The following is a 26,156-nucleotide window of genomic DNA, read 5'->3' on the forward strand; positions in this document are numbered from 1 at the left end:
CAGAGTCTGTTTGTTAATGAGGAAATTTGATGATCGCAGAATTTGAAGCGCGTATTCTGGCGCTGATTGATGACATGGTAGAACACGCCAGCGATGATGAACTGTTTGCCGGTGGCTACCTGCGCGGTCATCTGACTCTGGCGGTGGCGGAATCGGAAGAACATGCCGAACACAGCGCCGAGCAGCTCAAGGTGCGGGTACAGAGCAGCCTGGACAAGGCCATCAAGGCCGGGGAACTCTCCCCGCCGGATCAGGTGCTGGTGCTGGGCATGTGGGAAAACCTGTATCAGACAGCGTTGCCGACTGAGTAATTACTCTAAAGGGGGCAGCATCACGCTGGCCCCTCAAATGAACTATACTTCACGTCCTTTCAGCAGCTTCCTGACCCACATGCGGTTTGGGTTCAACGCTGCCAACATCTCGCTATCCCCCGGTAAGGGTTCGCCAAACAGCTGCGCCGCTAAAATTTCTGCGGCCAACGGCGCCGAACACAGGCCGCGTGAGCCTAAGGCTCCTATCATAAACAACCCCGGATACATTGGCGCATCGGCAATTGCTTCGCCGCGTTGGCGTTGCTGCTGCAAATCGCCATACAGTGCCAGAGTGGCTTGATAGTCCGGCACGGCACCAACCATCGGCATATGGTCTCGCGTAGCGCTGCGTACGCCACAGCGTGCCTGCTGGCCACTGATATCCACCTCTTGCGTCCAGCTCTGTTCTGGCAGACAGCGCAGCAGGCGATCGCGGTTCTCTTCTTGCTCTACCTGACTATATTCCGTGCCTGATTCGCCGCGCTGGTAGCTGGCACCAATGCAGTGCTGCTGATTGTTGGGGTTCACCGGCGTCAGATAACCGTCGTAACACAGCACCTGCTTTAGTTCACTTAACGTAGGCGTCGTGGGAATATGTGAAACCTGGCCGCGCACCGCATACGCCGGTAGTGCTGCGCTAGGGGCCAGAGCGGAGAGTTGGTGCCCGTTAGCCAGGATCACCGTGGCATATTGGTGAGCTTCCCCCTCAGCAAAATGCAGTTGCCAACCTTCATTATTGCGGTTCAGATCGGAAAGCCTATGCAAATAGTGGCAAACTAATCCCTGCCGTTCGGCCAGGGCAATCGCGGCACGCGTCAGGTCAGCAGGGCATAGCCATCCCCCGAGCGAGTAGTGAATACCACCAAACCCCGTGTCGATCCCACACAGGGCGCTAAGCGTAGCGCGATCGGCCGATTGGGCCAGAGTGTGCGGCCAGGCAACGGCCAGGAGCTTGGCGATCTTCCCTGCGCTTTTTTCGTCATAGGCCAATTGGCTGACGCCACACCACTGGTGGTCGAACTCAACCTGTTGTTGCAGCAGGGCGTCATACTGGCGGCGGGCAAAGGGGAAGGCGGCGCTGAAAAAGGTTTCCAGTGCATCACCCCGGCCATTCAGCAATGGGTACAGTGCCCCCTGGCGATTGCCGGATGCGCCCTCTGCGGGCTGTGCATCGGCGCAATACAGGGTGACCTTGGCTCCACGGCGCAATAAGGCCAACGCCGTGAGCGCACTGGCTACGCCGCCGCCAATGATGGCGATATCGTCGGTGCTTGCTGCTGCCGGACGCAGGAACCACGGGCTTGGATTGAGGCTTGCCGGGGTGTCGGCGGGGAGTTGGCCGGTGAGCATCTCGCGTTTCTGGCCAAAGCCTTTGCATTTGCTGACCTCAAACCCCGCCTGCTGCAATCCACGGCGGACAAATCCTGCGGCAGTGAAGGTGGCAAAACTGCCGCCTGGGCGGGCAAAACGCGCCATGGTGGCAAACAGCGGCTCGCTCCACATATCAGGGTTTTTGGACGGCGCAAAGCCATCCAGGAACCAGGCGTCAATTTGATCGTTCATGCTGGCGTCAAAGTGTGGCAACAGGGTATTGACGTCACCGAACCATAAATCGAGCGTGATCTGCCCTTCGGCAAGCAGCAGGCGGTGGCATCCTGGCAGCGGCAAAGGCCACTGGGCGCGAAGTTCATCGGCAAAGGGAGCCAGTTCTGGCCATTGGGCATGGGCTGCCGCCAGATCGGCCAGCTGCAACGGGTATTTCTCGAAACTGATAAAATGCAGGCGCTGCAAACTCGCCGCCGGTGTCTCCTGCCGAAAACGGGCAAAGGCCTGCCACAGGGTGAGAAAATTCAGCCCGGTACCGAAGCCGGTTTCTGCCACAATAAACAGTGAGCGTGGGTGATCGCTGAAGCGGTGTGGCAACCGGTTGCCCCCCAGAAAGACGTAGCGGGTTTCCTCCAGCCCATCCTGGTTGGAAAAATAGACGTCATCAAACTGTTTCGAAACAGGTGTACCTTGTTCATTCCAGCTTAACGCTGCGGTTTGGATGGGGGAGTTGCTCACGGTAGGTTGCTCGTCATTCAAGGGGTAGAGCGATTTTAACGGGGGCTGCCCCTGGGTGCAAACTGAGTAAAGATAATGCAAAATTATTCTGATCGGACTTGTTCGGCGTACATCTGTACGCTAAAGTGCGATGCAAAATCCCGAATGTAAAATTGTGGAAGAGGTACCGAATGAAACGTGCAGTGATTACTGGCCTGGGAATCGTCTCCAGCATTGGTAACAACCAGCAGGAGGTCCTGGCAAGTCTGCAGGAAGGCCGCTCTGGGATCACCTTCTCTCAGGAGCTGAAAGATTCCGGCATGCGTAGTCACGTATGGGGTGATGTTAAACTCGACACTACTGGCCTGATTGACCGTAAAGTGATGCGCTTTATGAGCGACGCGTCGGTTTACGCCTATCTCTCCATGGAACAAGCGATTCAAGATTCTGGCCTGGCAGCCGATCAGGTTTCCAATGATCGCACCGGTCTGGTGGTCGGTTCCGGTGGTGGTTCTCCACGTAACCAGGTTGCGGGTTCTGACGGTATGCGCGCCAAAGGCCTGCGTGGCGTTGGCCCATACATGGTGACCAAGGCGATGGCATCAGGCGTTTCTGCTTGCCTGGCCACTCCATTCAAAATCCGCGGCGTGAACTACTCCATCAGCTCTGCCTGCGCAACTTCAGCACACTGTATCGGCCACGCCGTTGAGCTGATCCAACTGGGCAAACAAGACGTCGTTTTTGCTGGCGGTGGCGAAGAGCTGTGCTGGGAAATGGCCTGTGAATTCGACGCCATGGGCGCGCTGTCCACCAGCTACAACGACACGCCAGAAAAAGCTTCCCGTACCTATGACGCAGCGCGTGACGGTTTCGTTATCGCAGGCGGCGGCGGCATGGTAGTGGTTGAGGAGTTGGAGCACGCTCTGGCTCGCGGCGCACATATCTATGCGGAAATCATCGGTTACGGCGCGACTTCAGACGGCGCCGACATGGTGGCTCCATCGGGTGAAGGCGCGGTGCGTTGCATGAAGATGGCAATGCAGGGCGTAGACACACCAATCGACTACATGAACGTACACGGCACCTCCACACCGGTCGGCGACGTGAAAGAGCTGGGCGCGATCCGTGAAGTCTTTGGCGATAACACCCCAGCCATCTCTTCAACCAAAGCCATGACCGGCCACTCACTGGGTGCGGCGGGCGTGCAGGAGGCGATTTATAGCCTGCTGATGGTCGAGCACGGTTTCATCGCGCCAAGCATCAACATCGATAACCTCGATGAGAAAGCGGCAGGGATGAACATCGTGACCGAGCCAACCAAGCGTGATCTGACTACGGTCATGTCCAACAGCTTCGGTTTCGGCGGCACCAACGCCACGCTGGTAATGCGTAAACTGCAGAAGTAAGCGCAGGGCTTAATCGTTATCAATCGGGCACCTTTAATAGGTGCCCGATTTTTTTGCGTGTTTAAAGTGATGCTACATGTCAGTGTGAAATCAGGTTTTGCAGGCCGATAATCAACAGAAGATAACTTAAACGGCAGGTGGATTTTCGTTTAATTTAGCCCTGGCCTGACAGGCGAATAAATTAATCCGGTTAGTTTTTGGCCCGAAAAATAAATAATACCTCAACAAAATTACCATTCTTCCTATACGGATAACCAAACCAGTCATAATGCCCACGCTTTATTTAGCTTTACGATCTCGTTATGGCGAGGCTCCTATACGAACACAAGTTACCGCTCTACTGGCATCGAGAGAGGCCACCAAGGGTAAAACAAGCATTAGCCGAATCAAGGCACTGCTAAGGTAACTTCCCCCCTGGGGATACGTTGTATAGTGCTAAACCCAAGACGTGGGGATCGGCTTGCGCTGTCCTGTCTTGTCGCCTCTATGAGACTCCATCTTTCCATTGGGAGTATCTAGAATGTCACATGTTGTATTGCAAGACCTTTATCAAAACGCCAACTTTGAAGATGACGCCATCGCGCGTTATATGAACAAAAACTTCTTTGTTCTGCATCAAGATCTATACGTTGGCGAAGCCAGGAAAATATTCGTTAATCAACTTTCTAACGACGATATACCCGCACAAATTTTTATTGAAGACGGAGCCAAACTGGTAGGTGTACTTTCTGTTAAACGTTTATTGCAGGAAGAATATAATGGCGAACTGATCAAGGATATGATGGAAACCACCTTCTTCCGTGTAAAACCCACGGACGAGCGTGAACATATCGCCGAACTGGTGGCCAAGAATCATTTAGATATTGTGGCGGTGGTCGATAATGGCCGTTTGGTAGGGTGTTTAACCGAGCGCGAAATAGCGCAGATTATCGAAGATGAAAACACCGAGGATGCCCATTTGCAAGGGGCAAGCCTGCCGCTGGATAAGCCTTACCTTGAAATGTCCTCTTTTGAATTGTGGAAAAAACGCAGCGTGTGGCTGCTGTTGCTGTTCGTCGCCGAGGCGTATACCAGCACCGTTATTCAGCATTTTGAGGAGTCATTGGAAGCAGCGATTGCCTTGGCCTTCTTTATCCCATTATTGGTGGGTACAGGAGGTAACAGCGGCACGCAAATCACCTCCACCATTGTGCGGGCCATGGCCTTGGGGGAGATCCGTATGCGTGATGTGGGGCGCGTACTGCGCAAGGAAATGACTACCTCGATCATGATAGCGTTAACCCTGGCCTGTGCTGGTGCGTTCCGTGGTTGGATGATGGGTATTGGCTATGAGATTACGCTCATCGTGAGCCTGACCCTACTTTGTATTACGCTGTGGGCTGCGATTGTCTCTTCTGTGATCCCAATGGCGCTGAAACGCTTCGGTGTGGATCCTGCCGTAGTCTCCGCCCCGTTTATCACCACGCTGATAGACGGCACCGGCTTGATCATCTACTTCAAAATAGCCCAGTGGACCTTGGGGTTAAATTGATACGAAAACCGCAACAGGATCTCGATGGGCACCGTAACAGGTGCCCGATTTTTCGCCTAACGCTTCTCAAGTTCAATAAACGCGATCGTCCCAAATGCTATAGCCGGATGTGCCGGCGATCTTGTGTTCCCAGCTAATTGATTTGTAGCGCAATAACACTCTTTCGCTAGGGATTAGGCTATTGTTTTCCAGAGAGTTAGGGAACGTGCAGGAGACATCAACCAGGGTGGCATCGGTGAGTTTGATGCCATAAAAATCCTCAAGCACTCCCGCTGGATTGGTACGGTAGATGGAGAATATTGCCGTCAGCGGTTCGTTGGTGGAGATCGCTACGCATAATAATGGCGAGGATTTATCAATCGGCTTGGTGAATGCTAAAGGGTGGTGGATAACATTTTGCTCTCTGGTCATCAGATAATCCAGCGCTAGAACCTGGATTTGATCTTCATGGCCCTGTTGAAATCGGTTGCCAATGGAATCCATGGTTGAACAGCCCGCAGAAATTAACCCTTGCGTCTTGCCTATTAACGCTAAGTTGATTAGGTTTGCCATGTTATTTCCTTATAAGGTGGACGGGATTTTTGTCAGGTAGGGCTTAATTTAAAATAAGAAATGATTTAGTTTGTTGAACTGTCGATATTCAATGTGTGTCGTTAGCGAGTTCAATGGTGAGGGTTTTTCCGTTTGATGTTCGCATGGCCACTTTACTGGAACCGGTACATTCGAGTAGTGATAACACAATGATCATGACCACACCCAACTTTTCTTCATCCCCCATTGGGCTGTCTAGCAGGGGAGATTTAAGCTGCGAGAGCAGTTCCTGTTTTTGACTGTTATCTATCGTCTTCTTTTTAGGTGAATTCTTCATAGGTAATCCATTCATGAGATTGATGTTATTTTCCATTAGTCCATTGGGAAAATAAAACAAATAATGGATGGTAGCAACGACAGACGAGAATAAAATCTCTAAGGTTCGGCGCATGTCTCCTTTTTTATCGCGGGTAGACCGTAGTGTTACCAATATTCTGGATAAGCATCGCAAGCTAATGACGTGGAGGTGTCGAAAACGGTATTGAATTAGCGCTAATTCTTGCTATGGTGTGTTAATAGCAATGCCTAACAAGGAGGTTAACATGGCGGCTTATTTTAGAACACGCAGCCACATTCGGCCCCTAAGCTGGAATGATGAGCTGTATGTGGTGCAGGGGCAACCTCTGGCGATTAAAGTGCACGGGCTAGGTCCTAACAGGCAGCACCTCACCGTCAGAGCCATAAGAGGTAATGTCAGCGTGCGGGTCATCAGGGCCGATAACAATAATATTGAGCAGGATATTGAGGTTAGCGTGGTGTTTGGCGGCCAGGATGAGCTGCGGGCCTATGTCTCACAGTTGGATGAGGATTTTTTTTGCGATGCCGCGGTGGCTTCGCCCATGGGGTGTATCCATCCGCTAAAGATCACCGCCTACCGCAAGCTAGATTTTCCGCCCAATATCTCCGCCGATGAGTTGGCGCTGCTGCGCGTGTTCCTGTCGGAAACGATAACCCCTGAGAAACCGACCTTCAATTTGGAGGATGCGGTGAGGGCCATGCAGTATATGCGCCAGGTGATCTATAACCGTATGGCGTTTTCACACCCGCAGTACTTCAATATCGCCCGTGGCAACCTAAACCTGTTTGGCGTGATTGGTGCTAGGGGGCAGATCGATGGATTTGGTGACTATCCTAATATTGATGCTAGAAGCGCTGATCGAATCAGCAAATTTATGATTGCCTGTAACCGGACCGGGATGGGTGAAAAACTTCGAAGTTTTCGGCAGCTATATCAAGGTGCGCTTGATGTTGCCACAGGGAACAATCCTGGCATCCAGCATATACCACCTCTTTATAGTTGGCGTACGGCTGGACAAGGCTCCCCTGGTTCTAATTTTCAAACAGAACTCAGTTTGCAAGGTCAGACATTTTTCTCATTAACTCCCGCTTTTATTAGCGATCCGAACGGGCGTAAGTAAGGAAGAAAAGATGAAAGCGGTATTGTTCCTGATAGGGTGGTTATTCGCATTATCCTCTTTTTCTAGTGAGAGAACAGGCAGCTATATTTATGATCTTAAGGTGATTAAGCGTTTTAAAATCACTCAAACCAGCCCTTATAAAGACCACTATCTCTTGCCTATGAGATACCGCATGATGATGAGGAAAAATAATAATATAGACAATCACTTTTGTGTGATTGGCTACCAGTTTTCCGATAAACACCGGGATGGGGTGGTTTTTTGGCAGGAGGGTAAAGAGCTGATCAGTTGGCAGTTAGAGGGGCGAGAATTAGATAATATTTTTATCGATGCTGATACTATGTTGGATTCACCTTCTATTTCCTATGAGAACATTGTTCCTAGGGCTGAAATTACCACGCAAATGGCACTGTATGCCAAAGAGGACGTAGACCCTATGCGTGCCGATTGCCAACGAAATGGTGAAACCATAGTGATTAAAGCCTTCCCTATGCCTATGGCCTGTCGAGATGATCCCGATTTTGGGGAGGATTGTCTCGAAGCCCTGAAGGCGATTAAGTAAGCAGCGAGCAAAAAGCTCATTGCCCAGATAAGCTACGAACAAATCGCAACCGCCTTGCCGTGTAGGGGCGCTGCATGCTGCGCCCGTAATTCCATCATATCAGCAAGACGATTACTCCAAATTCTTTGCCTCATGCACGAGTATAGTTGACTGAAATCAAAGAATTTCCCGTTAACAGGATCGTTCCGAGTCCGCTTTGTCAGCGGGTGTAAATTCCGTTCCTGTGACGGTTTTCTGCCGATATACTCGGTGCAGTTTCTTACTGTGGAATTTTTGCATGTCGGCTTTGGCGTCCATCTCAATATCTATGCATCGCTTGCGCTTCGCCAAGAAGCGGGCTGGTGTGTGGCTATTGGCCGTCTGCTGGCTACTGCTAAATAGCCAACTGGCGATCGCCAACCATCACTGCAACCTGCAACTCACTGCTGTGGCACCTGCCGCGCAGCATATGATGCATATGCTGGCTGCCGATCCGCTAGCCGATAACATGATGCAGGCCGAAGGGCCGCTGTGTGAAAAGCACTGCGTACCAGATTCGGCGCAGCAAGATCACGGCAACCTGGCCCTGGCGGCGGTATTACCTGCTAACAGTGAGCTGTTGGTTGCCGACCCTCAGCCCCAGGCACAGTTCTCACGCCTCGATTGGCAAACCCCTCCAATAGCAGGCCCGCCGGCAGAGATCGTCTTCTGCCGCTTCCGTGAATAGCCAAACCAACCGCTTTGCCGTCCAGGACGGCGACCTGAGTTGTTTTTTGTCTATTTTATGGAGCTATCGTTATGCGTAATTTGATCACTGCTGTTTTCATTTCTTTGTTGTTCTCTTCATTCGTCTCCGCCGCGGAGATGCAACATCACCAACATACCAGCCAAGACGCCGCCGTTTATCACTCTAAAGGCACCATTAAGGCCTGGGGTGAGCAGAAAGTGTCGCTCGCCCACCCAGCCATCCCTGCTTTGAACTGGCCGCCGATGACCATGAATTTCCTTCAGCCCCAACCGCCATTGCCTGCCTTGGCTGCCGGGACTGCGGTGGAGTTCAGCTTCCGTCAGGTTGACGGCGGCTATCAGCTGACCGCCATCAGCGCCAGCCAAGACTAACGGGGGCACCATGTCCAGACGACTTTCTCACCCATTGCGGGTGGGCTGGCTGCTGCTCGCCTGTTGGACGGCGAGTGCGCAGGCAACCGGCCTGACGTTGGAGCAATCGCTGGCGGCGGCAGAGCGCTATTCAGCCGAACTTTCGGCCAATCAGCATCAGGTGAATGCGCTGCAAAATAGGGCGGATTCGGCGATGGAGTTGCCCGATCCCAAGCTTACATTCGGCATTGAAAACGTGCCGGTACAGGGCGGTAACGCCCGGCGTTTGACCCGTGACGGGATGACCATGGAGCGGGTTGGCATCATGCAGGATTACGTCAGCAGCACCAAGCGCCAGCGCAAGGCGGACACCCTACGGGCCGAGGCCAATAAAACCGAAGCCAGCAGCGCGACGATCCGCGCCCGCTTGCAGCAACAGACGGCACAAGCCTGGTTGGAACTGGCGTTGAGCCAGCAGACGCTGAAGGATGCCACGGCCTTGCTCAAAGAAAGTGAAAAGCAAATTGCCGCTCAACACGCCGGAGTGGCTAGTGGTAGTTCGCCCGCTGCTAACGTCATTGATGCTCGTTTGACGCTGTTGACAATGCAGGATCGGCTTAGTGAGGCTCAGCGTGACGTCACCATCGCCCAGGCACGCTTGACCCAGTTGACCGGGCAGCAGGTTGAGGGGATCGGTGGCCCGTTGCCACGCTTCGAACGCCTGCCCGCCGAGAGCAACCTGTTGCGACAGGCTATCAAACAGCACCCGGAGGTAGTACAGGCCAGCCGTGAGGCCGATGTGGCCAAGGCGCGTTCGGCGCAGTCAGAGGTAGCCGCCATTCCGGACGTGGGTATAGAGGTGTCGTATGGCAAACGGGCCGATGGCTATGAGGATATGGCGGGTGTGATGTTTACCGTCGATCTGCCCCTGTTCCGCTCCCAGCGGCAGGATAAGGACTATGCCGCCGACGTTTCCCGCTCGATGGAGGCCAACGATCAACTGACGTTATTGATCCGCGATCATCAAGCCCAGTTAGACACCCTGCTGGCGCAGTATCAGGCCGCGCAGGCGCAATGGCAGCGTCAACAGCAGCAGGCGATCCCGTTGCAACAACAGCGTGTAGCACTACAACTGGCGCAATACCGCAGTGGCAAAAGCGATCTCTCCTCGGTGTTGGAAGCTCGTCGGGCCTTGCTCGACAGTCGTCTGAGCGCCGGTAAGGCCGCGCGTGAATTGGCGCAGCTGTGGGCCGCCATTCGTTATCTCACCGTGCAGGAGGCAAAGTAATGAAAATGCGTTTTAGCCTGACGCTGTTAGCCGCCTTATTGGGCGGTGCTATGGGCGGTTACTGGTTTGCCGGGGAAAGAACCGCGACGCAACCCGCTAACGGCGGCGCTGAACGGCAGGTGCTGTATTGGTACGATCCGATGGTGCCAGGCCAGCGTTTTGATAAGCCGGGCAAATCGCCGTTTATGGATATGGAACTGGTGCCACGCTATGCCGATGAGCAACAGGATGACGGTGGTGTCACTATCAGCGCCCGCCAGCAGCAGAATCTGGGCGTCCGTACAGCGGCTGCACAACTGCGTGAATTGAATTTGCAGCTTGATGCCTATGGCAGCGTTGCCACCGATGAGCGCGGCGTGCAGGTGATTGCCGCACGGGCCAACGGTCTGATAGACAAACTCTACGTGCGTGCCAGCCAGCAGCAGGTAAAGAAAGGGCAAGCGCTGGCACAGCTGTGGATCCCGGACTGGAGCGCCGCACAGCAGGAATACTTGGCGATCCGCAAGCTGGGCGATAGCGCACTGACCTCTGCTGCCCGCCAGCGTCTGGCATTGCAGTTCATGCCTGAAGACATCATTCACCTGGTTGAACGCAGTGGCCAACCCCAGGCCCGCATTACCATTACCGCACCGGAGAGTGGGTTTATCAACAAGCTGGATGCGCGGGAAGGGATGCAGGTTACTGCGACGCAGGGCCTGTTCGAGCTGGCCAGTCTCGATCCGGTGTGGATGGTGATTGATTACCCGCAGGCGCAGGCCGGGCTGTTACAGGTTGGCGATGCGGTGGCAGCCAGCTCCGCCAGTTGGCCGGGTGAACGCTTTACTGGTGAGGTCAGCGAGCTACTGCCTAACGTCGATCCGCTTACCCGCACCTTTAAAGCGCGTATCGTGCTGAAAAACCCGCAGCAGCGCCTGAAGCCGGGCATGTATTTGCAGGTGCAACTGGCGCAAAACGCCGGGGCCAAGCCAGTGCTGGCTATCCCGCAGGAGGCCCTGATCGGCAGTGGTGATCGCAACCGGGTGCTGGTGGCGGAAGGGAACGGCCACTTTGCTCCGGTTGACGTGGTCGCTGGTCTGGCACAGGACGGCTGGGTAGAAATCAAACAGGGTCTGCAAGCTGGGCAACAGGTGGTGACTTCAGGCCAGTTCCTGATTGATTCCGAAGCCAGCATGCGCAGCGCCTTGCCACAGATGGCCGCACAAGAGGGGGTAAAACAGTATCAGACGCAGGGCGTGGTAGAGGCGGTGGATAATGATACCGTCACGCTGTCGCACGACCCGGTCGCGGAGCTGCAATGGCCCGCGATGACCATGGATTTCACCCTGCCAGCGGGCGGCTTACCCGCCGGGATTGGCATCGGCAGCAAGGTGATGTTCCACTTTAGCGTGGATGAAAACGGTTCGCACATCAGCCAGATCATGCCGCAAGGAGGCCACCAATGATCGCCTCTGTGATCCGCTGGTCGATACGTAACCGTCTGTTGGTGTTACTGGCTTCGGTATTGCTGGCCGGGTGGGGGATCTGGGCGTTGCAGAAGGCACCGCTGGATGCATTGCCCGATCTCTCTGACGTGCAGGTGATCGTCCGGGCGACCTATCCGGGCAAAGCGCCGCAGGTGATCGAAGATCAGGTGACCTATCCGCTGACCACCACCATGCTGACGGTGCCCGGAGCCAGCACGGTGCGGGGTTTCTCCATGTTCGGCGATGCCTACGTCTACATTCTGTTTGAAGACGGTACCGATCCTTACTGGGCGCGTTCGCGGGTGTTGGAATCGCTCAGTCAGGTGCAGTCCTCTCTACCGCCGCAGGTCAAAGTGGCGCTAGGGCCGGATGCTACCGGCGTTGGCTGGGTTTATGAATATGCACTGGTCGATCGCACTGGCAAACACAGCCTGGCGGATCTGCGCGCATTGCAGGACTGGACGCTCAAGTTCGAGCTGAAAACCGTGCCTAACGTCGCCGAAGTGGCCAGCGTTGGCGGCATGGTGCGCCAATATCAGGTGGTATTAAACCCGCAAAGTATGCGGGCGCTGAATATTACCCATCAGCAGGTGGTGAGCGCCATTCAGGATGCCAACCAGGAAGGCGGCGGCTCGCTACTGGAGATGGGGGAGGCGGAGTATATGGTGCGCACCTCCGGCTACCTGAAAAAACTCGCCGACTTTAATAACGTGGTGATCACCGTGCGTGAAGGGGTGCCAATCCTGTTGTCACAGGTGGCAGAACTGCGTGAAGGGCCGGAAATCCGCCGTGGTGTGGCGGAGCTAGATGGCGAAGGTGAGGTGGCGGGCGGCATTGTGGTGATGCGCTACGGTAAGAATGCGCTGGAAACCATTAATGCGCTGAAGGTTAAGCTGCAACAGCTCCAGCATACCCTGCCGCCGGGTGTAGAGATCGTGCCAGTTTACGACCGATCGCAACTGATCGAGCACGCGATCGATACGCTGTCATTCAAGCTGTTGGAAGAGTTCCTGGTGGTCGCGGTGGTGTGCGCCTTGTTCCTGTCCCACTTCCGCTCGGCGCTGGTGGCGATGGTGACTCTGCCGCTGGGGATACTGGGCGCCTTTGTGGTGATGCATTACCAGGGCGTTAACGCCAACATCATGTCGTTGGGGGGGATAGCCATTGCCATCGGCGCGATGGTGGATGCGGCGATTGTGATGATCGAAAACATGCACAAGGTGCTGGAACAGTGGCGGCAACGCCATCCCGGCCAGCAGCCCACGTCAAAAGATTATTGGCAGATCTCTGAGCAGGCGGCGGTGGAGGTTGGCCCGGCGCTGTTCTGTAGTCTGTTGATCATCACTCTGTCGTTTATCCCGGTGTTTTCGCTACAGGCGCAGGAAGGACGGATGTTTGCACCATTGGCGTTCACCAAAACCTATGCGATGGCGGTATCCGCCGGGTTGGGCATCACGCTGGTGCCGGTGCTGATGGGCTATTTTATTCGGGGCCGCATTCCGGACGAACATGCTAATCCGATCAATCGCGCCTTGATCCGTATGTATCAGCCGTTGCTGGCAGCGGTGCTGGCACTGCCTAAAACCACCCTGGGGATTTCCGCTCTGCTACTGGTGCTGACCTTATTCCCACTCAGCCGCCTGGGCAGCGAGTTTATGCCTCCGCTGGACGAAGGGGATCTGCTGTATATGCCTTCGACGCTGCCGGGGATCTCGGCCCGCGAGGCGGCACGTCTGTTGCAGCTGACCGACAGGTTGATCAAAACCGTGCCGGAAGTGGATACGGTATTTGGCAAGGCCGGGCGAGCGGAAACGGCAACCGATCCGGCTCCGCTAACCATGTTGGAAACCACCATTCGCTTTAAGCCCCGCGACCAGTGGCGACCCGGCATGACGATGGACAAGCTGGTGGCCGAACTGGACAGCGTAGTCAAGGTACCCGGCATTGCCAACGTCTGGGTGCCGCCGATCCGTAACCGTCTGGATATGTTGGCGACCGGCATCAAAAGCCCGGTGGGTATCAAGGTCAACGGCAGCAATATTGCCGATATTGAGCAGGCGGCCAGCCAGATTGAGCAGGTAGTGAAGCAGGTTCCAGGTGTGACTTCCGCGCTGGCGGAGCGCCTGGCTGGAGGGCGCTATGTGGATATTGATATCGATCGCCAGCGTGCGGCGCGTTACGGCGTTTCGGTGAAAGAGCTGCAATCGGTGGTCGCTACGCTGGTGGGTGGGGAAAACGTCGCTGAAACCATTGAAGGGCGCGCACGTTATCCGATCAACGTCCGTTATCCAAGGGAGATCCGTGATTCGCTGCAAAAGCTGCGTGAATTGCCGGTGGTGACGGCGACCGGTGGGCAGGTACCGTTGGCAGAACTGGCGGATATTCGCATCACCGAAGGGCCACCGATGCTGAAAAGCGAGAACGCCCGGCTTTCCGATTGGATCTATGTTGATCTGCGCGGGCGCGATTTGAAATCGGCAGTGGAGGAGATGCAACAGGTGGTGGCACAGCAGGTGAAGCTACCTGCCGGGGTTTCCCTCAGTTGGTCTGGGCAGTTTGAGTATCTGGAACGCGCCAGCGCCCAGTTGAAGATTGTGCTGCCAGTGACGCTGGCGATCATTTTCGTGCTGCTGTTTGTCACCTTCAACAGCGTGAGTGATGCGCTGCTGATCATGGCGACGCTGCCGTTTGCGCTGATAGGCGGGGTCTGGTTGCTGTATCTGCTCGATTACAACCTGTCGGTAGCCGGGGCGGTGGGCTTTATTGCCCTGGCCGGGGTAGCGGCGGAGTTTGGCGTGATTATGGTGCTGTACCTTAATCAGGCGCTGGCGAAACATCGTCAACCGGGCCAGCCGTTGAGTCATCAGCAACTGATGGCAGCGATTAGCGAAGGGGCGGTGTTGCGCGTCAGGCCGAAAGTAATGACGGTGGCGACCATTATGGCCGGTTTACTGCCGATTATGTGGGGCGGCGGTGCTGGCTCAGAGGTGATGCAGCGGATTGCTGCACCGATGATTGGCGGCATGGTGAGTGCACCATTGTTATCGATGCTGGTGATCCCGGCGGTGTATTCGCTGCTGCACCGTAAAGATGAAAAGCCCGGTGAGAAAGTGGAGTAAATTCAACGGTAACGAGCAGAAACCCCCATCTCTCCCTTTGGGTGAGTTGGGGGGATTACACAGGCCTACTGCACTAAAAACGCCTTAAACTGCGGCGTCATCACCGCGCTGAAACCGTCATCGGTTTTGCTGATCAGATACACTGCTAGTCCTTTCTCTTCTGCGAGCTTGAGCGCTTTTTCCGTGCCTAACACCATCAAGCCGGTATCCCAACCGTCGGCTTCCAACGCCGTAGGGGCAATCACCGTGACGGAAACCAGCTTATGGGTGATAGGCCGCCCGGTGACGGGATCGATCACATGGGAGTAGCGCTGGCCATCCTGCTCGAAATAGTTACGGTAACTCCCCGCAGTGCTGATGCCATAGCCTTGCAAATCCACCAGCGCCTGCACTGCATTTTCCCGGTCGGTGGGTTTTTGGATTGCCACCCGCCAAGGCTTGTTCTGGCCATTCACGCCGCGTGATGAAACGGCACCACCTACCGATACCAGATAGTTGGTGATGCCTTTGCGCGCCATCAACCGGACCAACTGATCCACGCCGTAGCCCTCGCCCAGCGTGGAAAGATCGACATACATCTCCGGCAGATCTTTTTGCAGCCATTCACCCCGGCTGTCGCTCAGCAGTTTCAGATGCTGCAAACCAATATGCTGGCGAGCCGCGTCGATCTGCTGCTGGCTGGGGACTTTGACGGCCCGCTTATCCGGGCCGAAACCCCACAGGTTAACCAACGGGCCGACGGTGATATCCATCGCACCCCCGGTATCACGGCCAATGCGCTGAGCGGTGAGGATGATATCGGCCATTCCACGGGGGATGGGCTGCGGCTCGGCAGTGGTGTTCTGGTTGAAGCGGGATAACACCGAATCGGGGCGGTAGGTGGAAATATCGTCGTTGGCCTGCTCCAGCAGCGCATCGATCTCCTGCTGCAATTGTTGTTTGCTCTCGGTGAGAGTACCGCTGACCTTTACGCTATAGAACGTCCCCATGGTTTTGCCTTCGATGTCGATCTGGGGGCGAGTGTTGGCATCGTTACAGGCGGCTAGCAGCATCAGCGCTGCGCTTAGCAGCAGCCCTTTGGCAATGGAATTGGCCATAGAAAATCCTAAAAGCAGGGAAAGACGACGGGTATAAAACAAAATAGGGCAAATGGAAAGGGCAACGTGCTTTTTTACTGGCGTAATTCAAGAGCTTCGGCTAACGTCGTTTTCCAGCCTTCGCTTGAAAAATAAGAGTAAATTCATGAATTCAAATGCGGTGACCAGTTTGTTGAGGCCATTTTTGCATGACCGTTTTCTGCATGTGTTGCTGCTGATAGGGATGTTGCTGTACGCCTTTGGGCCACAGCCGTTGAGGGCGCTCTCCGGTTTGATCGATTGGCGTACCATTATGACCCTGCTGGGGCTGATGCTGCTGACTAAAGGCGTCGAGGTCAGCGGCTACTTCGATTTTATTGGCCGCCAGATCGTGAACACTTTGCAAAGTGAACGAACGCTTGCGCTGTTTCTGGTGTGTGCCGCTGCGGTGCTGTCGTCATTTCTCACCAACGATGTGGCGCTGTTTATCGTTATCCCTTTGACCATCACGCTGAAAAAGCTCTCTTCACTGCCGATAAGCCGCCTGATCATCTTCCAGGCACTGGCGGTTAATGCCGGATCGTTGCTGACGCCGATTGGCAATCCGCAGAATATTTTGCTGTGGAGCAAGTCTTCGCTGACCTTTATGGAGTTTATCGGGCGCATGGCACCTTTCGGCATTATCATGATGCTGAGCTTGCTGGTGGTCACCTGGTTCAGTTTCCCAGCGCGGAAAATTGTTAAGGCGCCGAACACCCAACCTTATCCTTATCAAATACGCCTGTTGCTGGCCAGTGTCGCGCTGTATGTGGCCTTTCTGATCTGCCTGGAATTGGACGCACCGTTTTATGGCATGTTACTGGTATTTGGCGGTTTTCTACTGCTGGCTCGGCAGGTGCTGCTGCAGATCGACTGGAGCCTGATCTTCGTATTTCTCGCCATGTTTATCAATATTGGCTTACTGACTCAACTGCCAGCGGTGCAGCCGCTGTTTGATCAGATTGCGTCGCTAGCGAACGGCAGCGTCTATGTATTGGGGATCGCTTTATCCCAAGTCATCAGCAACGTTCCGGCGACCATTTTGTTGCTGAACTATGTGCCTTCCAGCGCCTTGGTGGCCTATGCGGTAAATGCCGGGGGATTTGGCCTGGCTATCGGCTCATTGGCGAACCTCATTGCCCTGCGGATGGCGGGAGAACGCCAGATCTGGCTGCGGTTCCATTACTATTCGATACCCTTCCTGGCATGGGCTACGCTAGTGGGTTGGCTGTTACTGCGTTAATTCGGCTCAAGCACTTTGTCATCAATCCTAATGCATTGGAGTTCTATTATGAGCGTTTCTTCATTGGTATTGGCCTTTCCTCCGGCAACGGCGGCACAAAGCCTGGATTATCTGGCGGCTAAGCTCAGCTTTTACGCCGACTCGGCGGACGTGGCGGAAGATTTGCGCAATGGCGTCAGCGAGATTGTGGTGATCGATACCCGTGCCAGCGCGCTCTACTCCGCCGGGCATATTCCTGGAGCGCTGAGCTTTCCCCATCGCTTAATGGATGAAAGCAGTACCTCATCTCTCGATCGTGACAAGGTCTATGTCACCTACTGCGACGGTATCGGCTGTAACGGTTCCACCCAGGGGGCATACAAGTTGGCCAAGCTCGGTTTTCGAGTCAAAGAGCTGATTGGCGGGCTGGATTTCTGGCTACGCGATGGCCATCCGGTGGCCATCGGCGCTGAGCAGGGAACGATGCAGGGGCGAGATAAAGCGCCGGAGTGCGGCTGTTAAAACAGCGCCCACAGTACCAATGCTAATACGATAACGCCGACAATCAGTGCCAAAGGCCTACTGAAGACCGACTGTAAAGGCTGCGGCAGGGTGGCGATTAGCGGGTTAAGCAATGGCTGTTGGACGTCACTGTGTAATGACGGAACGTGTCCAGCCTTGTCCAGCCGGCGGGTAAACAGCTGCTGGATCACGTCGTTCAACTGCGCATGGGTCAACGGCGTAGTGAGGTTGCCGTTAAAGCGGCTCTGGCAATAGTCATTGAGCTGTTGCTGCTCCTGCTGGTCTGCTGGCTGTTTCAATACCGCCAGCAGGTTTTGCAGCGTTGGGGCCGTTTGCGGGCTGAGCGCCAATTTTACCTGCATAAACTGACTGAGCAGTTGGAAGTGGCGTGCGGGCAACGGATCGTTGATTTTTACCCCGACCAATTCGAACAGCGTCTGCCAGAGTTTGGCCGTTGTCTCGCCGGTAGCCGCGCTGAGCTTGGTGACTTGCAGCTGCAAGTGCTGATGTTCCGCAGGCAGCAGCGAACGATCGCTGGTGGCCGTTTGTTGCGGATGAGGGATTGTCAGTTCGCCGGTTTGCAGCAGGTTCAACACTTGCTGGAGCTGCGGGTGGCTCAACTGGCTTAACACCGTATGGCCAAACTGCTGGCGGATAAAGTCGCTGACCGCCTGGCGGTTATTGCCTTGAGGCAACAGTTCGGTGAGTTGTTGCAGCAGTTGGCGGCTGGCATGGCTCTGTTGTGCCACGCCAAGGCGGTTTTGCAGTAGCTGCTCCGCCGGTTGGAAATGACGCGCCAACAGTTCGCTGTGGTTATCCGCCCCTAATTCATGACGCAGCGTGGCCCAGATCTCAGCGGATTTGGCCGGGCTGAGGGCCATGATTTTGACGATCAGTTTTTCCAACTGGGTGCGTTGGGCCGGGGAGAGTGGTTGATCGTCGGCAGGTGGGGCTTTGCCGGTGGTCGGAGGGTGATCGGCTGCGCCAGGAGCGCCAGGTCCACTTAATGGTTGCATATCACCAGTCCTTCGCAGTGTATAAAGTCGGCATACCCGGCGAAAAGCACAGGCTTAATTGCCTATGATACCTGTAATTTCGTGCTATCAATACCGCTCGCCAGACATTTCTTTACAGGCCAATCGTTGCTTATCCTGTTTGCGCCGCTAAGATAGGCGCAGATACGGCATTGAGGGCGTGATGATAAATCGGCAGCGGATTGCAAAATGGTTTTTAACCCTGGCTTGCCTGGTGGTACTGACGTGCCTTACCCAGCGCATGGCGGGTTTGCATACCCTGCAACTGGCACTTGGCCTGCCCACTGTCAGCGTTAGCCAATCCTCGGCCAGCGGTGATGAAGAGGCCACCACCACGACTCCCTGTGAGCTGAGTGCCAAATCGTTGTTGGCCTCTCCCCCGGTGATGTTTGAAAACGTGCTGTTTGGCCTGGGGATGTTGCTGATCCTGCTGGCACCGATTATCGCTCCGCGTCTGCCGTACCCTCCTGTACACGTTATTTCCCCCCCCACCCTTAGGGTGCATCTGCGATTATGCGTGTTCCGTGAATGAGTTAATCCCTCGTCAAACCGAGTGACTACTTTATTTATGGAGAACAACTATGTTGAATATCATCAGGCTGGCGTTGGCTTGCCTGTTACTGCTTTGGCTACCTGCGACACAGGCGGCGGATAGCGGCTGGCTGCAAAGCCCGCTGAACGATCATGCGCAAGTCAGGCTGCGAGCCGACACCAGCAAAGCGGGCGAAACCCGTGTACTGCTCGCTGTTGAGCTGGAAAAAGGGTGGAAAACCTACTGGCGCTCACCAGGGGAAGGGGGCATTGCGCCAGCTATCACTTGGCAGGGCAACCCGCCACCGGCAACCTGGTTCTGGCCAACGCCGCAGCGCTTTGACGTGGCGGGGATCTCTACGCAGGGTTATCACCAGCGGGTAACTCTGCCCATCGTGTTAAAAGGGGTTGCACCGCAGCAACTGGCGGGAACGCTTACCTTATCGACCTGTAGCAATGTCTGCATCTTGACCGATTATCCGTTCAAACTGGATCTCACCACCCCGGCGGACCCAACGTTCAATCACGACTTTGCTCAGGCGATGGGGCAGGTGCCGATTGCCAGCGGGCTGGTGGACAGCCTGCGTGCCGGTTATCACAACGGTGAGTTGCAGATTAGCGCGCAACGTACTGCGGGTTGGCAACAGCCTGAGCTGTTCTTTGATACCTTGGCGGGGGCCGATCTGGGCAAGCCAACGGTCAGCAGCGATGGTGAGAGCTTGCAAGCGCGAGTTCCCGTCAGTGATGGCTGGGGGGATGCCGCGCCAGATTTGCGCGGTAAACAGTTGCGGCTGGTCATCAGCGATGGGGGGATCGCTCAGGAGGCTACGCTGACCATTGGCGGGCCGCTTGCTTTACCTTCCACCGCGGCTTTCCCCTTGTGGCAAGCGGTGTTAATGGCGTTAGCGGGTGGTTTCATTCTTAACCTGATGCCTTGTGTGCTGCCGGTGCTGGGGATGAAGCTAGGCTCCATCTTGCAGGTGGAACAGCGCGATCGGCGTAGCGTGCGTTGGCAATTTCTGGCCTCCTCCTTGGGGATCGTGGTGTCCTTTATGGCGCTGGCCCTGCTGATGACGCTGTTGCGCCTGAGCAATCATGCGCTGGGCTGGGGTATCCAATTCCAAAACCCGTGGTTTATCGGCTTTATGGTGCTGGTGACGCTGCTGTTCAGTGCCAATCTGTTCGGCCTGTTCCACCTGCAACTCTCTTCCTCGTTAAATACCAAACTGGCCACCCATAACGGGCGTGGCTTGAGCGGCCATTTCTGGCAGGGGGCGTTTGCCACGCTGCTGGCAACGCCTTGCTCGGCACCTTTCCTGGGAACGGCGGTAGCCTTTGCGTTGGCGGCTCCGTTGCCGGTGCTTTGGGGCATGTTTGTCGCGCTGGGGATTGGCATGAGCCTGCCTTGGTTGCTGATTGCCGCCTGGCCTGCGCTGGCGTTACGCTTGCCGCGTCCTGGCCGCTGGATGAACGGGATGAGGTTGGCGCTGGGCCTGCTGATGCTGGTGTCTTCGCTCTGGCTGCTTAGCCTGATGACCAACCATATCGGCGTGAGGCCGACTCTGATTGTCGGTGCCATTTTGCTGCTCGGTTTATTGCTGGCAGTTTGGCGACAGTTGGGTGCCCGGTCTGCGGGGATCGCGGCGGCCAGCGTGCTGGTGGCCGGTGGTTTGGCATTGCTGGTGGGATCGTTGACCGCCAATCAGTGGCGACAGCCATTACACGACAACATCGCCTGGCAACCGCTTTCTGAGCAGGCGATTGTGCAGGCATTGGCCGACAACAAACGGGTGTTTGTCGACGTGACCGCCGACTGGTGTGTAACCTGCAAGGCGAATAAATACAACGTATTGCTGCGCGACGAGGTGCAAAAAGCACTCAGCGCCGAGGATGTAGTGGCGCTGCGCGGTGACTGGAGCCGCCCGTCGGAAACCATCTCGACCTTCCTGCAACAGCGCGGCAGCGTTGCCGTGCCCTTTAACCAAATCTATGGCCCCGGCTCGCCAGACGGCGAGGTGTTGTCACCGTTGCTCACCCGCGAAGCCGTTCTGCAAGCCCTGTCTACTGCCAAAGGAAACCAATAATGAACAAGTTACTGATGTTACTGCTGCTGATTGTCACCCCGGTCTGGGCTGCGGCTCCTTTCACTGCCGAGCAGGAAGTGCGGATCAAAGAGCTGATCCGTGAAACGCTGGTCTCTAACCCAGATATTCTGGCGGAAGCGGTTAACGCCTGGCAGCAGCAAACCAACGGCCAGCAAATCGGCCAGGCGATTGAGAAAAATAGCAAAATCCTGTTTGACGATCCTGCCAGCCCACGGTTGGGGGCCAAGAATGCCAAGCTGACGCTGGTGGCCTTCACCGATTACAACTGCCCGTACTGTAAGCAGTTTGATCCTATGTTGGAGAAGATCGTCAACAAATATCCCGATGTGGCGCTGGTGGTGAAGCTGTTGCCGTTCAAAGGGGAAAGCTCGATTGCTTCATCGCGGGTGGCGTTGACGGCTTGGGAGCAGCATCCAGAACAGTTCTGGCCGCTGCATCAACGCCTGATGGCGAAAAAAGGCTTTCATGACAACGCCAGCATCGCCGCAGCGCAAGATAAAACAGGGGTTAAGCAGGTTGCACCGACTGAACAGAGTATGACCACGCTACGCACCAATATGCAGTTAGCGGAACAGTTTGGCGTACAGGGTACACCAGCCACCCTGATTGGCGATCAGATGCTGCCGGGCGCGGTGTCTTATGAAGATCTGGAAGCGCTAGTGAAGCAGCAATTGGCGAAGGTAAAGAATGGCTAGGTTGCGGCGCTGGACGCGCGAACTACTGATCCTGCTGTTGCTCGTGCTGGGCGTGACGTTCGCCATGGACTGGTGGCGAGCGCCGCAGGCTCCCCTGACCTTTGACCAACAGATGCTGGAGACCCTGGACGGAGAGCCGGTGTCGTTGGCGCAGCTCAGCCAGGATAAACCTTTGTTGGTCTATTTCTGGGCCAGTTGGTGCGGGGTTTGCCGCTTTACCACGCCTTACGTGGCCAAGCTGGTGGCAAACGGCGGTAACGTGATGACCGTGGCGCTGCGTTCGGGCAATGATCAGCAGGTTGAGCAGTGGTTGGCGGCCAAGAAGCTGCAATTGCCAGTGGTTAACGATGAGCAGGGCAAGCTATCGGCGCAGTGGCAGATTGGCGTGACGCCGACCATCGTGGTGATCTCTCAGGGCAAGGTGGTGCAGAGCACCACCGGCTGGACCAGCTATTGGGGCATGAAACTGCGGCTCTGGTGGGCCAGTGTTTAATTCCCCATAACCTCAACAATCGCCCGGCAAAGCCGGGCGATCCCTTCGGTAATCAGCTCCGGCGTATTGGCGGCAAAGTTCAATCGCAAGCCGTGTGCGCCGTGCTGTTCCTCAACATAAAAGCATTCGCCACGGGCAAAGGTGACACCCTGTTGCCAGGCTTTTGGCATCAACGTTGTGGTGCTCACGGCAGGTGGCAATTCCAGCCAGATAAACAGCCCTCCCGCAGGGATTTCAAACCGACAGCCCGGTGGCAGGCGCTCGCTTAATGCTGCCGCCATCGCATCACGGTGCTGGCGGTACATCCTTCCCGCCCGGCGTAGCTGTTTGTCATAGCTGCCAACGGTGACAAAGGCGTCCAGTGCGCGCTGGATCAGGTTAGAGCTGGTAAAGCTATCAACGTGCTTGAGCCGTGAGAATTGCAGATATTGTTCGCTGTCCGCCACCAGATAACCAATGCGCATACTGGGTAGCAGCATTTTGGAGAAGGTACTGACATAGATCACCGTGCCAGCGGGAGCCATGGCGCGCAGTGACGGCAGGCTTTTACCGTTGTAACGCAGATCGCCGACAAAATCGTCCTCCAGGATCACTATCCCTGCCTGGTGTGCCAATGCCAGCAAGCGGCTGCGGCGGGCTTCGCTCATACAGCGCCCGGTGGGGTTATTGAAATTGGGGATGGTGTAGATCATTTTGGGCTGATGCCGGGCGATCAGCTCCGGCAGTTGCTCAACGCACATACCGTGACGATCGCTGGGCACGGGAACAATATTGATCTGGTGTAGGCGCAGCAACCCCAGAGCTTCGGCATAGGTGGGTTCTTCGACAATAACCGTATCCCCTGGGCGTAATAGCGTCTGGAAAATCAGGCTGATGGCATGTTGCGATCCGTTGGTGATCAGCACCTGTTCGGCCCGGGTGGGGATACCTTGCGCGGTCAGGATCCGGCCCAGCGTGTCGCGCAGCGGGTAGTAACCGCAATAATCGCCATAGCTGAAGGCTTCTTCCGCATGACGGCTGAGGATCGACAGCAGGATCTTGCGGAACGCCTCCATTGGAAACACCTTGGGGCTGCCGACGCCAGCGGCAAAGTTGATGACGTGCTCCGGCAAAGGAATATCCGGATAACCGTCCAGCCGCGACGTCGTGGTGGTGAAGCGATCCGCAGGGAATAGCTCGCTGGATGCTGGCCGCTGCTGCATCGGGGCCGCCTGCAGGTGGCGGACATAGGCACCGCTGCCACGCCGCTGTTGTAACAATCCTTTGGCCGTCAGTTCGGCATAGGCACTTTCCACCGTCAGGCGGCTGACCGAAAGCTCGGTGGCCAGGCTGCGCGTTGACGGCAATTTATCGCCATCGGCAAAGGTGCCGCCAAGAATGGCGCGACGCAGCGCTTCTTCGATCTGTAGATACAGTGGAATGTCCTGCTGACGATCCAGTGGAATATGCATGAAATTGGCTCGGTCACAAAAGTCTATTTTCACTATATCCTAGAGTAACAAGGCTTGGCACCGACAAAAGTGGCCTGCATAACATCTTAGCAAAGTGGCTATGGTGGCAAAATCTTGCCGCGTTAAAATCTTCGCCAGATGATTAAGTGGTAGAATTTTGAGGGTGTTATGTCGTTACCGTCGGGTGTTGTAGCAGAACCGGGTGTGGTCAGTGGTGGGTTCCTGCGGGGAGCCAACCAGGGTTATGTGATCGCCATTATCAGCGCCATGCTGCTGGCCTTCACCGCCATCATCATCCGCGCGTTGACCGAGTATTACCATCTACCGACGTTGGTGCTGGCTTTCTGGCGCGCGGCCTTGGTGGCCCTGGTGTTGTTACCGTTATTGCTGCTGTTCAAACCGCAATGGGCGCATCTTCGCCTTGAACAGGTGCCATTTTACGCTGGCTACGGTTTGCTATTAGCGCTGTTTAACAGCTTGTGGACGTTGTCAGTGGCGCTCAATGGCGCTTCGGTGGCCACTATTCTGACCTACTGCTCGGTCGGTTTTACCGTGTTCCTGGGCTGGATGATGTACAACGAACGCCTCAGCCTGCGCGAATTGCTGGTGATCGTGGTCAGCCTGGGCGGCTGCTTTCTGGTCAGCAACGGCGATAGCATGGGCAACAGCCGTTTTGATCTGTTGGGGCTGATGGTCGGCATGCTGTCCGGCATTGGTTATACCTTGTATACCCTCGGAGGGCGTATCGCCAGTGAGCGGCGCTACCCGGTGTGGAATACCATCCTGTACGTGTTTGGCTTTTCCGCCGTGTACCAGTGGTTGTTCAACACATTGCTGACGTTTTTTCCTTTGGCGGCATTTCACGGTATGGCGGGCGACCTGTGGTTTCTGTCCCAGGGAGTCCAAGGCATTCAGTGGAGCGGTTGGTTGTTGCTGCTCTCGCTGGCCGCCGGGCCAACGCTGCTGGGCTTTGGCCTGTACAATATCAGCTTGAAAACCCTGCCGCTGGCGGTAGCTAACCTGATCTTGTCGCTGGAGTTGGTGTTTACCGCAATCATTGCCTATTTCCTGCTAGGGGAAAACATGAATCAGTTGCAGTTGCTGGGTAGCGCATTGGTAATGGGCGGGGTGTTGATGCTGAGAAAAGCCAAGTAGGCTTGGTTTTCTGCGCCAGTTTGTTACCATTGGCCGCGAAACAACAGGGTGCACACAGCAAATGATGATTAATCCAAGGTTAAAACGAGCGCTTATCGCTTGATTGGGCAGTGTTTTATGAACGAAAGACACTGCCACTGACAATACGTTCCGTGGCTCTTGCAATTGATATACCCGTCGTCTTTCAAGCTGTAGCGTTGTTACCTGCACTTACACACCCCAGTCACTTACGAAAAAGTAAGCTCCTGGGGATGAGTAAGCTTGTCGCCTCGCTACAACTTGAAATCCATAGGGTATAAGAAGGAGACGCCATGTCTGATAAACACTGGTCACAAGTAGAATTACTCCACCAGACGGTAACCAACCCCAATATCCTGATCAAGGGAACCCACAGTTATTACAGCCATTGCTGGGATGACAGCTTTGAACGTTCCGTGGTGCGCTATTTGCATGGCGATGCGGTCAGCCAACAGTGGGAGCCCCTGGGGCAGCTAGACAGGTTGCACATTGGCGATTATGTCTGTATTGGTGCCGAAGCGGTGATCCTGATGGGCGGGAATCATACCCATCGTATTGATTGGCTGAGCCTGTATCCCTTTATGGAAACCATCCAGGCGTCTTATTTGCCTAAAGGGGATACCCGCCTTGGCGACGGCTGCTGGATCGGGATGCGGGCCATGCTGATGCCTGGCGTGACGATTGGCGAAGGGGCGATAGTGGCCGCCGGTAGCGTGGTGACTGCGGATGTAGAGCCCTACGCTATCGTTGGCGGTAATCCGGCCCGGATGATTAAACAGCGGTTCTCCCCAGAGACAATCGCGCGTTTACTCGCGTTGCAGATTTACGATTTGCCCGCCGAGGCGTTCGCCAGCATCCAGCCCTTGTTGGCCAGCGATGATATAACGGCCTTGGAGCAGGCGCTTAAGGGAATGCGTCAATAATAAGCCGGGCGGGTTAACCCCGCCCGCTTTTTCCTGATGAGGCTGACGTGTGATATAAATACCAGACCGAGGCTCAAGATGGC

General features: G+C 55.4%; 24 protein-coding genes and 1 riboswitch. Of the genes, 18 read left to right on the forward strand and 6 right to left on the reverse strand.

The annotated features are described in order from the left end of the window. The first annotated feature begins 29 nt into the window (after positions 1 to 29). Entirely contained in the window at positions 30 to 311 is a 282-nt protein-coding gene (locus tag KAJ71_RS02230; RefSeq protein ID WP_021806053.1) for a YfcL family protein, read from the forward strand. Positions 312 to 353: 42 nt separating this feature from the next. Here the strand turns inward: KAJ71_RS02230 and mnmC are convergent, their stop codons facing one another. Continuing rightward, entirely contained in the window at positions 354 to 2,375 is a 2,022-nt protein-coding gene (gene mnmC / locus KAJ71_RS02235) for a bifunctional tRNA (5-methylaminomethyl-2-thiouridine)(34)-methyltransferase MnmC2/FAD-dependent 5-carboxymethylaminomethyl-2-thiouridine(34) oxidoreductase MnmC1 (protein WP_248944194.1), read from the reverse strand. Between the two features lie 170 nt (positions 2,376 to 2,545). Here mnmC and fabB point away from each other — a divergent pair, with 170 nt between their 5' ends. Together fabB and KAJ71_RS02245 are read left to right on the forward strand one after the other, a co-directional pair. Beyond that, the gene (fabB, locus tag KAJ71_RS02240) at positions 2,546 to 3,760 is read left to right on the forward strand and encodes a beta-ketoacyl-ACP synthase I (RefSeq protein ID WP_248944195.1); all 1,215 of its coding nucleotides are present in this window, start codon (positions 2,546 to 2,548) and stop codon (positions 3,758 to 3,760) included. 289 nt (positions 3,761 to 4,049) lie between these two features. Continuing rightward, positions 4,050 to 4,221: riboswitch (M-box (ykoK) riboswitch) on the forward strand. A gap of 59 nt (positions 4,222 to 4,280) precedes the next feature. Continuing rightward, a complete protein-coding gene (locus tag KAJ71_RS02245) occupies positions 4,281 to 5,291 on the forward strand; it encodes a magnesium transporter (protein ID WP_248944196.1) in 1,011 nt (336 codons plus the stop codon). Between the two features lie 72 nt (positions 5,292 to 5,363). Here the strand turns inward: KAJ71_RS02245 and KAJ71_RS02250 are convergent, their stop codons facing one another. Further along, the gene (locus tag KAJ71_RS02250; RefSeq protein WP_248944197.1) at positions 5,364 to 5,843 is read right to left on the reverse strand and encodes an Hcp family type VI secretion system effector; all 480 of its coding nucleotides are present in this window, start codon (positions 5,841 to 5,843) and stop codon (positions 5,364 to 5,366) included. An 88-nt stretch (positions 5,844 to 5,931) separates the two neighbouring features. Next, positions 5,932 to 6,273 (reverse strand): hypothetical protein, encoded by a 342-nt coding sequence (locus KAJ71_RS02255; protein WP_248944198.1) that lies wholly within the window; start codon positions 6,271 to 6,273, stop codon positions 5,932 to 5,934. Between the two features lie 151 nt (positions 6,274 to 6,424). Between KAJ71_RS02255 and KAJ71_RS02260 the strand changes: the two genes are divergently transcribed. The 7 genes from KAJ71_RS02260 (at position 6,425) to KAJ71_RS02290 (ending at position 14,809) form a co-directional block, all read left to right on the forward strand. Further along, positions 6,425 to 7,300: a hypothetical protein gene (locus tag KAJ71_RS02260; protein ID WP_248944199.1), complete on the forward strand. Its 876-nt coding sequence runs from the start codon at positions 6,425 to 6,427 to the stop codon at positions 7,298 to 7,300. A 10-nt stretch (positions 7,301 to 7,310) separates the two neighbouring features. After that, positions 7,311 to 7,862: a hypothetical protein gene (locus KAJ71_RS02265; RefSeq protein WP_248944200.1), complete on the forward strand. Its 552-nt coding sequence runs from the start codon at positions 7,311 to 7,313 to the stop codon at positions 7,860 to 7,862. 277 nt (positions 7,863 to 8,139) lie between these two features. Continuing rightward, entirely contained in the window at positions 8,140 to 8,568 is a 429-nt protein-coding gene (locus KAJ71_RS02270) for a hypothetical protein (protein WP_248944201.1), read from the forward strand. 71 nt (positions 8,569 to 8,639) lie between these two features. Further along, positions 8,640 to 8,960, forward strand: a complete 321-nt coding sequence (locus KAJ71_RS02275) for a copper-binding protein (protein WP_248944202.1) — start codon at positions 8,640 to 8,642, stop codon at positions 8,958 to 8,960. Between the two features lie 10 nt (positions 8,961 to 8,970). After that, positions 8,971 to 10,227: a TolC family protein gene (locus KAJ71_RS02280; protein WP_248944203.1), complete on the forward strand. Its 1,257-nt coding sequence runs from the start codon at positions 8,971 to 8,973 to the stop codon at positions 10,225 to 10,227. After that, positions 10,227 to 11,669, forward strand: coding sequence for an efflux RND transporter periplasmic adaptor subunit (locus KAJ71_RS02285; RefSeq protein ID WP_248944204.1), 1,443 nt, complete (start codon positions 10,227 to 10,229; stop codon positions 11,667 to 11,669). The genes KAJ71_RS02280 and KAJ71_RS02285 overlap by 1 nt, the downstream gene beginning before the upstream one ends. Continuing rightward, positions 11,666 to 14,809, forward strand: coding sequence for an efflux RND transporter permease subunit (locus KAJ71_RS02290; protein WP_248944205.1), 3,144 nt, complete (start codon positions 11,666 to 11,668; stop codon positions 14,807 to 14,809). The genes KAJ71_RS02285 and KAJ71_RS02290 overlap by 4 nt, the downstream gene beginning before the upstream one ends. A 65-nt stretch (positions 14,810 to 14,874) precedes the next feature. On the opposite strand, the gene apbE is transcribed toward KAJ71_RS02290, so the two are convergent. Then, positions 14,875 to 15,906, reverse strand: coding sequence for an FAD:protein FMN transferase ApbE (apbE, locus tag KAJ71_RS02295; protein WP_248944206.1), 1,032 nt, complete (start codon positions 15,904 to 15,906; stop codon positions 14,875 to 14,877). A gap of 145 nt (positions 15,907 to 16,051) precedes the next feature. Here apbE and KAJ71_RS02300 point away from each other — a divergent pair, with 145 nt between their 5' ends. Together KAJ71_RS02300 and KAJ71_RS02305 are read left to right on the forward strand one after the other, a co-directional pair. After that, positions 16,052 to 17,167, forward strand: coding sequence for an SLC13 family permease (locus KAJ71_RS02300; protein ID WP_248944207.1), 1,116 nt, complete (start codon positions 16,052 to 16,054; stop codon positions 17,165 to 17,167). Between the two features lie 48 nt (positions 17,168 to 17,215). Further along, positions 17,216 to 17,668, forward strand: coding sequence for a rhodanese-like domain-containing protein (locus KAJ71_RS02305; RefSeq protein WP_248944208.1), 453 nt, complete (start codon positions 17,216 to 17,218; stop codon positions 17,666 to 17,668). On the opposite strand, the gene flk is transcribed toward KAJ71_RS02305, so the two are convergent. Beyond that, positions 17,665 to 18,684, reverse strand: coding sequence for a flagella biosynthesis regulator Flk (flk, locus tag KAJ71_RS02310; protein ID WP_248944209.1), 1,020 nt, complete (start codon positions 18,682 to 18,684; stop codon positions 17,665 to 17,667). The two genes, KAJ71_RS02305 and flk, sit on opposite strands and share 4 nt — an antisense overlap. 181 nt (positions 18,685 to 18,865) lie before the next feature. Here flk and KAJ71_RS02315 point away from each other — a divergent pair, with 181 nt between their 5' ends. From KAJ71_RS02315 to KAJ71_RS02330, 4 genes are read left to right on the forward strand one after another with little or no spacing between them, the layout of a single operon-like run. After that, a complete protein-coding gene (locus KAJ71_RS02315) occupies positions 18,866 to 19,234 on the forward strand; it encodes a copper resistance protein (RefSeq protein ID WP_248944525.1) in 369 nt (122 codons plus the stop codon). Positions 19,235 to 19,283: 49 nt separating this feature from the next. After that, a complete protein-coding gene (locus KAJ71_RS02320) occupies positions 19,284 to 21,317 on the forward strand; it encodes a protein-disulfide reductase DsbD family protein (RefSeq protein WP_248944210.1) in 2,034 nt (677 codons plus the stop codon). Continuing rightward, a complete protein-coding gene (locus KAJ71_RS02325) occupies positions 21,317 to 22,033 on the forward strand; it encodes a DsbA family protein (RefSeq protein WP_248944211.1) in 717 nt (238 codons plus the stop codon). The genes KAJ71_RS02320 and KAJ71_RS02325 overlap by 1 nt, the downstream gene beginning before the upstream one ends. Beyond that, positions 22,026 to 22,526: a protein disulfide oxidoreductase gene (locus tag KAJ71_RS02330; RefSeq protein WP_248944212.1), complete on the forward strand. Its 501-nt coding sequence runs from the start codon at positions 22,026 to 22,028 to the stop codon at positions 22,524 to 22,526. Before KAJ71_RS02325 ends, KAJ71_RS02330 begins: the two co-directional genes overlap by 8 nt. Here the strand turns inward: KAJ71_RS02330 and pdxR are convergent. Further along, positions 22,523 to 23,977, reverse strand: a complete 1,455-nt coding sequence (pdxR, locus tag KAJ71_RS02335; protein ID WP_248944213.1) for a MocR-like pyridoxine biosynthesis transcription factor PdxR — start codon at positions 23,975 to 23,977, stop codon at positions 22,523 to 22,525. The two genes, KAJ71_RS02330 and pdxR, sit on opposite strands and share 4 nt — an antisense overlap. Before the next feature lie 168 nt (positions 23,978 to 24,145). Here pdxR and KAJ71_RS02340 point away from each other — a divergent pair, with 168 nt between their 5' ends. Both KAJ71_RS02340 and KAJ71_RS02345 read left to right on the forward strand, forming a co-directional pair. Then, positions 24,146 to 25,132 (forward strand): DMT family transporter, encoded by a 987-nt coding sequence (locus KAJ71_RS02340; protein ID WP_248944214.1) that lies wholly within the window; start codon positions 24,146 to 24,148, stop codon positions 25,130 to 25,132. 311 nt (positions 25,133 to 25,443) lie between these two features. Next, positions 25,444 to 26,073, forward strand: coding sequence for a CatB-related O-acetyltransferase (locus tag KAJ71_RS02345; protein ID WP_248944215.1), 630 nt, complete (start codon positions 25,444 to 25,446; stop codon positions 26,071 to 26,073). Positions 26,074 to 26,156: the final 83 nt, after the last annotated feature.

Origin of the sequence: Serratia silvae, from assembly GCF_023282985.1 — a bacterium.
Lineage (GTDB): Bacteria > Pseudomonadota > Gammaproteobacteria > Enterobacterales > Enterobacteriaceae > Chania > Chania silvae.